This window comes from Bacillus sanguinis (genome assembly GCF_018332475.1).
Taxonomy (GTDB): domain Bacteria; phylum Bacillota; class Bacilli; order Bacillales; family Bacillaceae_G; genus Bacillus_A; species Bacillus_A sanguinis.
Genome location: NZ_BOQB01000151.1, coordinates 1 through 9,951 on the forward strand (window position 1 = coordinate 1; position 9,951 = coordinate 9,951).

Annotated in this window: 13 protein-coding genes; 8 read left to right on the forward strand and 5 right to left on the reverse strand. The window is 35.0% G+C overall.

Features of this window, described 5'->3' with window-relative positions; translation table 11 throughout:
- Window positions 1–239: 239 nt before the first annotated feature.
- The 6 genes from KI369_RS16845 (at window position 240) to KI369_RS16870 (ending at window position 4,806) form a co-directional block, all read left to right on the forward strand.
- Window positions 240–1,631 (forward strand): FAD-binding oxidoreductase, encoded by a 1,392-nt coding sequence (locus tag KI369_RS16845; RefSeq protein ID WP_212956699.1) that lies wholly within the window; start codon window positions 240–242, stop codon window positions 1,629–1,631.
- A gap of 4 nt (window positions 1,632–1,635) precedes the next feature.
- Window positions 1,636–2,604: a bile acid:sodium symporter family protein gene (locus tag KI369_RS16850; protein WP_212956700.1), complete on the forward strand. Its 969-nt coding sequence runs from the start codon at window positions 1,636–1,638 to the stop codon at window positions 2,602–2,604.
- A gap of 12 nt (window positions 2,605–2,616) precedes the next feature.
- Window positions 2,617–2,964 (forward strand): DUF4260 domain-containing protein, encoded by a 348-nt coding sequence (locus KI369_RS16855; protein ID WP_212956701.1) that lies wholly within the window; start codon window positions 2,617–2,619, stop codon window positions 2,962–2,964.
- A gap of 23 nt (window positions 2,965–2,987) precedes the next feature.
- Window positions 2,988–3,515 carry a GrpB family protein gene (locus KI369_RS16860; RefSeq protein ID WP_212956702.1) on the forward strand — a complete coding sequence of 176 codons (528 nt, stop codon included), beginning with the start codon at window positions 2,988–2,990 and terminating at the stop codon, window positions 3,513–3,515.
- A gap of 141 nt (window positions 3,516–3,656) precedes the next feature.
- A complete protein-coding gene (locus KI369_RS16865; protein WP_212956703.1) occupies window positions 3,657–4,262 on the forward strand; it encodes an FMN-binding negative transcriptional regulator in 606 nt (201 codons plus the stop codon).
- 334 nt (window positions 4,263–4,596) lie between these two features.
- Complete coding sequence (locus KI369_RS16870; RefSeq protein WP_212956704.1) at window positions 4,597–4,806, forward strand: hypothetical protein; 210 nt, start codon at window positions 4,597–4,599, stop codon at window positions 4,804–4,806.
- Window positions 4,807–4,857: 51 nt separating this feature from the next.
- Here the strand turns inward: KI369_RS16870 and KI369_RS16875 are convergent, their stop codons facing one another.
- From KI369_RS16875 to KI369_RS16895, 5 genes are all read right to left on the reverse strand, one after another.
- Window positions 4,858–5,046, reverse strand: a complete 189-nt coding sequence (locus KI369_RS16875) for a Phr family secreted Rap phosphatase inhibitor (RefSeq protein ID WP_212956705.1) — start codon at window positions 5,044–5,046, stop codon at window positions 4,858–4,860.
- Window positions 5,043–6,137, reverse strand: a complete 1,095-nt coding sequence (locus tag KI369_RS16880) for a Rap family tetratricopeptide repeat protein (RefSeq protein ID WP_212956706.1) — start codon at window positions 6,135–6,137, stop codon at window positions 5,043–5,045. The genes KI369_RS16875 and KI369_RS16880 overlap by 4 nt, the downstream gene beginning before the upstream one ends.
- Window positions 6,138–6,392: 255 nt before the next feature.
- The gene (locus tag KI369_RS16885) at window positions 6,393–7,859 is read right to left on the reverse strand and encodes a protein adenylyltransferase SelO (RefSeq protein WP_212956707.1); all 1,467 of its coding nucleotides are present in this window, start codon (window positions 7,857–7,859) and stop codon (window positions 6,393–6,395) included.
- Window positions 7,860–8,037: 178 nt separating this feature from the next.
- Window positions 8,038–9,036 carry an NADP-dependent oxidoreductase gene (locus KI369_RS16890; RefSeq protein WP_212956708.1) on the reverse strand — a complete coding sequence of 333 codons (999 nt, stop codon included), beginning with the start codon at window positions 9,034–9,036 and terminating at the stop codon, window positions 8,038–8,040.
- A gap of 18 nt (window positions 9,037–9,054) precedes the next feature.
- On the reverse strand, window positions 9,055–9,399 hold the full coding sequence (locus KI369_RS16895; RefSeq protein ID WP_000571870.1) for an ArsR/SmtB family transcription factor: 345 nt from the start codon (window positions 9,397–9,399) through the stop codon (window positions 9,055–9,057).
- A 91-nt stretch (window positions 9,400–9,490) separates the two neighbouring features.
- On the opposite strand from KI369_RS16895, the gene KI369_RS29685 reads away from it, so the two are divergent.
- The gene (locus tag KI369_RS29685) at window positions 9,491–9,622 is read left to right on the forward strand and encodes a hypothetical protein (RefSeq protein WP_001227548.1); all 132 of its coding nucleotides are present in this window, start codon (window positions 9,491–9,493) and stop codon (window positions 9,620–9,622) included.
- A gap of 212 nt (window positions 9,623–9,834) precedes the next feature.
- Window positions 9,835–9,951, forward strand: a 117-nt coding sequence (locus tag KI369_RS16900) for an FAD-dependent monooxygenase (protein ID WP_212956709.1), incomplete at its 3' end; no start/stop codon positions are given.

Sequence of the window (9,951 nt, forward strand, 5' to 3'; positions counted from 1 at the left end):
TAAAAGCCCGATTGGTTCAACTAAAAATCAGTTGGGGATGAACAAAATCCTCGCTGATTAAAGTTTCACTTTATAGAAAAGAACTTGCAATAGTTATTGCAAGTTCTTTTTGTTTATTCGACAGTAGGAATCGAATTTTATATATGTAAAACTTGAATTATTTAATTTTTCGGATTATTATGTATAAAATAGTTAACATATTTTGTAATTCGAATTTATAGAAAGTAGGAGGGTGTACGATGGAAATAACGGTAGAGCGTTTAGTAAATGAATTAAAGGGTGTACTTCCCGAAGATCGAGTAGTTGTAAATACGACAGTAAGAGAGTTACATAGTAAAGATGAATCTTATCATACTAGTAGTTTACCTGATGTAGTAGTTTTTCCGAAAACGACTGAAGAGGTTAGTAGAATAATGAAAGTAGCGAGTGAGCATAAAAAACCTGTCGTTCCTTTTGGCGTAGGATCTAGTTTAGAAGGCCACGTTATTCCATATGAAAAAGGAATTACAATGGACTTTTCGCTTATGAATAAAATACTCGAAATAAGAGAGAAAGATTTTCTTGTAAGGGTACAGCCGGGAGTGACTCGCTCTCAGCTTAATAAAGAATTGAAAAAGTATGGATTATTTTTTAGTGTAGATCCAGGAGCAGATGCAACGTTAGGTGGAATGGCTGCTACAAATGCAAGCGGAACGACAGCAGTTAAGTATGGGGTAATGCGTGATCAAGTTCGGGATTTAGAAGTCGTTCTTGCTGATGGGGAAGTAATACATACTGGAAATTTAGCAGCGAAGTCATCATCAGGTTACCATTTAAATGGTGTTTTCGTAGGATCAGAAGGGACGCTCGGATGCTTTACAGAGTTAACATTAAAAGTATACGGCATACCAGAACATGTTATGGCTGCGAGAGCATCGTTTCCAACTATAAATGATGCAGTAGAAGCTGTGATTAATATACTACAAGCGGGTATTCCAATTGCGAGAATTGAACTTGTAGATGAATTATCTATGAAACAAGTAAATCATTATAATGAAACAAGTTACAGAGAAGAGCCTACACTGTTTTTAGAGTTTCACGGTAATGAAGCAGGGCTAAAGCAAGATATTGAATTCATGAAGGAAATTGTGTTTGATCATAAATGTAAAGAAGTTGCTTTTGAAACAGAAACTGCGGCGAGAAATAAACTGTGGGATGCACGGCATAATCTAGCATACTCTTACGTTCATAGCTATCCTGGTAAAAAGCTTATGAGTACAGACGTATGTGTACCAATTTCAGAATTAGCTGGTGCAATCCAACATGCGAAAGAGACATTAGATAAAGTAGGTCTTGTCGGTGGTATTCTTGGCCATGTTGGAGACGGGAATTTCCACGTGCTCTTAATGATTGATCCAAACAATAAAGAAGAAGTAGAAAAGGGCGACGAAATAAATGAAAGTATCGTTTTACATGCTCTTAAACGAGGTGGGACATGTACAGGAGAACACGGCGTTGGGATTGGGAAACGGAAGTATCAAGAAGAAGAACATGGGGCGGCATTACTCGTAATGGAAAAAATAAAGAAAGCTCTTGACCCGCAAAATATTTTGAATCCGAATAAAGTTTTTCAGTTGAAGGATAGGGGATGATGGGGTGAAAGTACTAGAAGCGATAAGTAATATAGCTGGAAAGTATTTTGCATTTTGGGTTATTTGTATTGCAGCTATTGCATATTTCATTCCTGCTCCATTTCTCGGGTTAACTAGTTACATAACAATTTTACTTGGGGTTGTTATGTTTGGGATGGGATTAACATTAAAGGCTGTTGATTTTAAAATCATTGCTACAAAACCATTGCCAGTTATTATTGGTGTATGTGCTCAGTTTATTATTATGCCACTTGTCGCATACGTACTAGCCTACGTTATGAATCTGCCAGCCGAATTAGCAGCTGGATTAGTGTTGCTCGGTTCAGTACCGGGTGGCACTGCATCAAATGTTATGGTTTATTTAGCAAAAGGGAACTTAGCGCTGTCTATTGCGATGACGTCATTATCAACGTTACTAGCACCAATCGCTACACCTCTTATTTTACTATTACTTGCAGGACAATGGATGCCGGTTAATCCTATGTCTATGTTTCTTTCTATCGTACAAGTTATTATCATACCGATTATTTTAGGATTAGTAGTGAAGAAGTTTTTCCCGAAAACTGTTACGAAAGGAATGACCGTTATCCCTTTCATATCAGTTTTAGCAATTATCATTATTGTTTCTGCAGTTGTTTCAGCGAATGTAAGTAGCATTACTTCTTCAGGCCTGCTTATCTTTATTGCAGTTATGCTCCATAATGCATTTGGCTTTTTACTCGGATATATAACAGCGTTCGTACTTGGGCTAGACGAAGGGACAAGAAGAGCTATTTCAATAGAAGTAGGGATGCAAAATTCAGGCTTAGGTGTTGCGCTAGCAACCGCACATTTTGGACCAGCTGCTGCACTTCCAAGTGTATTAGCGGCAGTATGGCATAACATTGCAGGTCCGATTTTAGCAACTATCTGGTCAAAAAATGCACAAAATACTTTCAGTGATGAAAATGTATCGGTAAATATAGAAAAATAGGGATGGTAAAGAATGCAAAAACGCATTGTACATTTTGAAGGCTTAGTTGTATTCGTAGCTGCGATTCATATGTATTCATTATATGAATTTAGTTGGATTATATTTTTGATATTTCTATTTGCGCCGGATTTATCAATGTTAGCGTACGGAATAAATAATCATGTAGGGGCTAAAATTTATAATGTTTTTCACACATATATTATATCGATAGTAATAGCTATTATGGGTGTCTATTTTAAGGTAGATACCGTTATAATGATTGGCTTAATATGGACAGCACATATTGGAATGGATCGAATGTGTGGATATGGATTGAAATATGAGACGGATTTTAAAGATACTCATATTCAAAGGTTATAATTGCTTTTGAGAAGAGGGATATATTGAAACAGAGAATTACTATCGAAGAATATAACACCAAATGGGAAAGTGAATTTAATAAGTTACAAACTCTCATTAACGACGTAATGGATGACAGTATTTTATCCATTGAACATGTTGGGAGTACATCTATTAAAGGACTTGCAGCAAAACCAATATTAGATATTGATATTGTAATAGAAGATTATGGGTTTTTTCCTAAAGTAGTAACAAAGCTTGAAGCGATAGGATACTATCATCAGGCAGAATGGAGCTACAAAGGGAGAGAGGCGTTCGGCAGAAAGGACGCTTTCGTTCCGTGGGACGGAGAAAGTACAGATTGGATGGAACATCATTTGTATGTGTGTGATAAAGAAAGTGAAGAGCTAAGAAGACATATAGCGTTTCGGGATTATCTTCGTGAACATGAAGATGTTGCTGTTGAATATGGACATTTAAAGGAAGAGTTAGAATCACATTCAAAAAGTAGAAAGAGCTATAGTGAAGGTAAGACGGAATTTATTACAAATATATTAGAAAAGATAAACTAAGGCGGCATGGAATACATGCTGCCTATTCTTTTGAAATAGAACGCTGCCATTATAAAACAAATACAAACTGGCCCTGTTGATTGATACGATTACTAAATATAATAAGAAATAAAATAGAAAAGAGCGGAAAAGAGGGAGTTTATGTATATACCAAAATATTTTGCAATACAAGATGAAGAGATGAAGTACGAAATAATAGAACAAAATAGCTTTGCGACATTATTTTCTCAACATAACGGGGAACCATATGCAACGCATTTGCCGTTGTTATTAAATAGGGAGACCCTAACTTTACATGGCCATTTCGCACGTCCGAATGAACAGTGGAAAGATAGTGGGAATCAACACGTACTTGCTATATTCCAAGGGCCACACAGTTACATATCGCCATCATGGTATGAAACAAACAATGCAGTACCAACATGGAATTACGTTGCGGCGCATGTATATGGAGAGTTGGAAATTGTTGAGGATGAACAGGAATTATTAAATTCACTTCAAGACTTAGTACATACATATGAAGAGCCGCAGAGTACCTACTCGCTAAATGAGGTAGATTCGAATTACATGGCAGGATTAAGTAAGGGAATAGTTGGATTCAAAATAAAGATAAATAAAATAGAAGGAAAAGCGAAGTTAAGTCAAAATCATTCTGTGGAAAGAAGAAAATTAGTTGTGGAGAAACTTGAGAAAGTTGGTAGTGAGGGGAGTAGAGAAATCGCAGATTTAATGAAAGAAACAAAATAAGATTTATAAAATAAAGGTAATTTGCTCATTTTGTAGAAAATATATTTTCACTTAAAGGAAAAGGCCTCCGTAGCTCTAGAAGGGAAGAACGCCGGAAAACATGTCGCACCGGGTCGCAAGATAAAGGTTTCAGAAGCACCGAAAAGCAAATAAGCTGAGACAGGTGAAATTCCGTAGGGAAGCGTGTTCCCCTTAGCCTATGCTTACGAAAGGAGTGAGGGTTCAAAATCCCGTCGGAGGCATATGGAAAACCCTGTATGAATAAAGAGTTTGTTTATGTTATTCTCATTTAATGGTAAATTTAAAGCTAGGATGTTTTATAGGAGGAAACAAAATGGAAGTGTTTTTAGTAGCTACTTTTTCAGCTATTATCATAATGATGACAGTTTTTGTTATAATAAAAGCTTGTTTTACTGGGTATAAGAGGAATGATATATCATTTCGGAAATTTATCCTTTTATCTAGTGCTTCAATAATGATAGGCTGTATAGTGTCATTGGTACTACCATTTGGATATGAAAAAATATTTGAATACATTAACTAAATAAGCGCTTTAAAAAACGAAAGACCTTCAATTCAGAAGGTCTTTCGTTTTTTAAAGCGCTTTTACAGCTGTTGTTAAGTTGTAGTCTTTACTTGCGTCAACAGATTGAACAAAGTCAGGTTTTTGTGGTGCCGGGAAATCTGCATGGCCTGCTTGATATGTAAATGAACTATTTAGACCAATAGATACAATACCTAGTACAGATAACCCTAAAACAATAGAACTAATTTTTTTTATCATTTTAATGCCCCTTTCTCAAACGTTTTTTCTTTTGCTTGTAATGCTTTATGAAAATACTCACTTGCTTTTATATGATTATTTTCATCGTAAAGTTTAACTGCTAACTTTTCTGAATATTCTTGAGTGTAGTTATATAAAGATTCTTTGTCGAAATACGTAATTCCTTCAAGGATTATTTGTTCTAAGTCTTCCGTTGACTCGTTATTGTTAAGGGACTCTAAAATTTTAAAGTGAAGCATATATTCTTCATTGTTAAGTTCTGTACAAATTTTCAATCCTTTTTTAATAAATTCTGAAGCGATATTTATTTCACCAAGTTTAGAATGCTCTCTTGCTTGTAAGAAAATTGCTTTAAAATGTGTTGGCATTTTTGTTGTCACTTCAGATAGATGACGAATAGCTAATGTCGATAAGTTTTGATTAGCATATAGCCATCCTAAGTTATTACGCACTCTTAATAGTAATGATTCTTCATCCTGTTTCTGTAAAATGTTAATTGCAGAATTATATTTTTCTTCTGCTTGCTCGTATTGTTTTAAATATACAAATGCTGCACCTAATACGCTTTCACAAGAGGCGATGTTCTTTTCATACCCTACAGCTTTTATGAAGCATTCTTTCGCTTTGGTTGCATATTCAATAGCTTCAATTGGCTGGTAAAAGTGATAATGGAAAATAGCCATTCGATAATTAAATTCACCTTTTTCTAGATCCTCAATGGCATTTACTAGTAGTTTCCCAGCTTTTTCATAATGTTCACTTGCTAAATTATAATTTGTTGTTAAAGTAGCATGAATCGCTTTAAATAAATGATAGTAGTAAGAAAGTTGGTGATTAGGTGAAATCGCGTAAGAATCTATCTTATTGAAACTATCTTTTGTAATGCTTAAACCATCAGTTAAAACTTTGAAACGAAAATTTAGTAGAGAATAGTATAATGCTAAGTTTTCATCTTCTTCAAAGTTTAGTTCCTTTTCCTCAATTTCATGCTTTAAGTTTGTTGCCTGGGACACATCTTGTTTTAGCATAGATAAATACCAATCATTAAATAACTTTGTAATTTGTTCGTTACCTTGTAGTTGAACGTTCATGAAATCCCCTCACTTTTTGAATATTCTTATAAAATATAGTATCAAAAATAAAAATATTTAGAAATATGATTTTTATTTCTCAATATTTGTTTAATAAACTTTTCAGTAAGCCGATAGGAATAGTATTAATTTTGTTTTGGAGTAAAGAAAGGGAATCGGGGAGGGGCATTTTAAAGTTCTAGTTGAGAGGTGGGAATATAACAAGGGTGTGTTCACACAATTTGTATGAACACACCCTTGTTACATATTAAACAATCAAGTCCCACAAAAAGTACGATAAGGACGATTCGTAGGCGCAGGTGGAACGCAGTATTCTTCTTGATCTGTAGAATACGCATAAGGATTTGCTAGAGCTTCAAGGAGTTTCTCCATTACGCTATAATCTCCACTTGTAACAGCTGCTTCTAATGCTTCTTCTACACGGTGGTTTCTAGGGATGATGGATGGGTTATTATTTTTCATCATTTCGTAGGCATTTTCTTTCAATTCTTCCTGCCTTTCTAATCGAGATTGCCACAGTTTGTACCATTCTTTAAATTCAGGGCTATCGAATAGAGGGGTATTTTCTAACGTATCAAGAGTTAATGAACGGAATGTATTTGTGTAATCCGCTTTATATTTCTCCATCATTTTTAAAAGTTGCTCAATAAGTGATTGATCTTGTTCTTCATTGCTAAATAGTCCTAATTTCTTTTTCATTCCAAGGAACCACTGGTTTTCATACTGTACGCTAAATTTTGAAATTTCATCTTGAGCAATCTTTAATGCTTCTTCTTCATCTTCGTGCAGGATTGGTATTAAAGATTCAGCTAGTCGCGCGAGATCCCATGCGGCCATATATGGCTGATTTCCATATGCGTAGCGACCTTGTGTATCAATAGAGCTAAATACAGTTCCTTGGTCGTAATTGTCCATAAATGCACAAGGGCCGTAATCAATCGTTTCTCCGCTAATTGTTATATTGTCAGTGTTCATTACACCGTGAATAAATCCAACAAGTTGCCATTTAGCGATGAGGCTCGCTTGTTTTTTGATGACTTCTTGTAGCAATGCAGTATATCGGTTTTCATGATCTTCAATTTCTGGATAATGTCTTTTTATTGTATAGTCAGCTAGCGATTGAAGATCTTCGATTGAGCCGCGAGCTGCAGCATATTGAAATGTGCCGACGCGTATATGGCTGCTTGCTACTCTAGTTAAAATAGCTCCAGGTAACTTTGTTTCACGATAGGTTGGTTCACCAGTTGTGACAACTGCTAAACTGCGGGTAGTTGGGATATCAAGTGCATACATTGCTTCGCTAATAATATATTCACGTAGCATCGGACCGAGTGCAGCACGACCATCACCGCGGCGTGAATACGGAGTAGGGCCAGAACCTTTTAGCTGAATGTCAAAACGTTTACCTGAAGGAGTAATTTGTTCGCCAATTAAAAGAGCACGACCGTCGCCTAACATATTAAAATGCCCGAATTGATGACCAGCATATGCTTGAGCTAATGGATGAGCGTCTTCTGGGAGAGCATTACCGGCGAAAATAGCGATTTCGGCTTCTTTCTTCAGTTCTTCAGGATTAAAGCCAAGAGATATTGCTAGCGAATGGTTTAGTTTAACTAACTCCGGTGAACTTACAGGAGTAGGGGGGATGTCTGTATAAAATGATTTTGGTAAAGTAGCATAACTATTATCTAAATTCCAACCTGCTTCATTATTTTTAGTCATTTTATCTCCTCCTTGTTTATTTTTTTATTATGTATTTGTACGTATGTATTCTTTGTAAAATTAGCTAAAAGTATAATATGATATTTCCCCTTGCAATCTATTGTAAGGACTTCACTGCACTATGTCTATTTAACAGCAAATTTAAAACCTCCATTTTAAGAAAACGGAGGTTTTATTATTATTTGATTTTTACAATTATTTTCCCTTTTGCTCTTCCAGCCTCTGAATATTCCATTGCTTTTTGAGCATCTTCAAAAGGGAAAACGCGATCGATTACCGGTTTGATTTTGCCAGCTTCAATATAGTTTGCAATAGTGCGTAATTGATCGCCGCTTGGCTTCATAAATAAAAATGAATATCGAGCATTATGCTTTTTTTCAAGTGCAGTAAGTTTTTTGCTTGCTAATGAAAATAAGAGTGTTTTGAAAAATCCTGAACCGAATTCTTTACCGAATCGAGCATTTGGCATACCTGAAACAGAAACAATGTTGCCACCGCTTTTTATAATATTGAATGATTTTTCAAGTGTTGTACCGCCGATTGTATCAAATACCGCATCATAATTTGTTAGCATATCTTCAAATTTTTCTGTTTTGTAATTAATAATTTCATCTGCACCAAGTGACTTTACTAAATTCGCACCAGCTTCACTAGCAGTCGTTGTAACGGTAGCGCCCATTATTTTTGCTAACTGAATTGCGAAAGTACCAACACCACCAGATCCAGCGTGAATTAAAATCTTTTGATCTTTTTGTAATTGCATAATGTCATGTAATGCTTGATAGGATGTTAAGCCAACAAGTGGAATTGAAGCAGCTTCTTCAAAACTTAAATTTTTCGGTTTTAAAGCTATGTCATCTTCGTGAATGGCTATATACTCCGCAAAAGTACCAATCTTATTTTTTCTTGGACGTGCATATATTTCATCGCCGACTTTAAAACGAGTTACTTTTGATCCAACCTTTATGATGACACCAGCAAAGTCATTCCCAAGGATTAGGGGCATTTCATATTTAAGTAACATCTTTACTTTTCCATCGCGTATTTTAAAATCAATTGGGTTAATACTAGCTGCATGAATTTCTGCGAGCACTTCATGCTCATTTATTTCAGGAATAGGTACCTCTGCCATACGCATTGGGACTTTTCCATATCTATCAATTATCATTGCTTTCATTTCTTATACCTCCAAGTTTTAATAAAAGTTTTGCAATAGCTTCTCAATATCTAATACAAGATTTTTTAATAAACCTAATTTTGTACGTATATCAATATAATAAAAATTCTTTGTACCTTCTTTTCTCATTAAAATAATGCCAGCTTCTCGTAAAATCTTAAGGTGATGTGATACTGCTGGACGGGAAAGGTGTGTTTGCTTCGTGATTTCTCCTACACGTAATCCTGTTTGACATTCCGTTTCCATTAGCACTAATAAAATAGCTTGACGCGTTTCATCACCAATTGCCAATAATACTTTTTGAGAATCAATAAAATCTTTTTTTATAATATTTAATTGTTCTTGTTTATTCATTTCAATCACTTTGCCTCCAGGTAATTAGTCGAAAGGTTTAAGATGATGAACCATTACTTCGATACGGTAATGCTACATGATTGTTGTATGAGGTGCAATATTGAGAAAGAAAATCGAGACGAATGAATTTTTTATTGTTGAAAATTATAGGGAGATAGAAAAGGGATTGGAAGGACTACATAACACAATAGATGAGGTTTTAAAAATAAAAAATGATGTAACAATAAAATAAGCGGTCGTAACCTTGTATAATCCATAAGGTTACGACCGCTTATAATGTTTGTATTATTTTTGATTTTTACGATAGAACATGGTTCAACGTAAAGTACGTTCTTTTATTTTACACTTTCATACAGACACAATTCAGGTGGATTATAGATGTATGAAAAGGTAAAAGGAATTTTGGGGCGTAATCTATCTATATGATAAGTGGAGGGTAAATATATGAAATCGAATTATGTACCAGTTTTAATTGTTGGAGGGGGATTATCTGGGTTAGCGTCTGCGTTATTTCTTGCAAAACATAACATTGAGTACTTACTTATTGAAAGGCATCCGTCT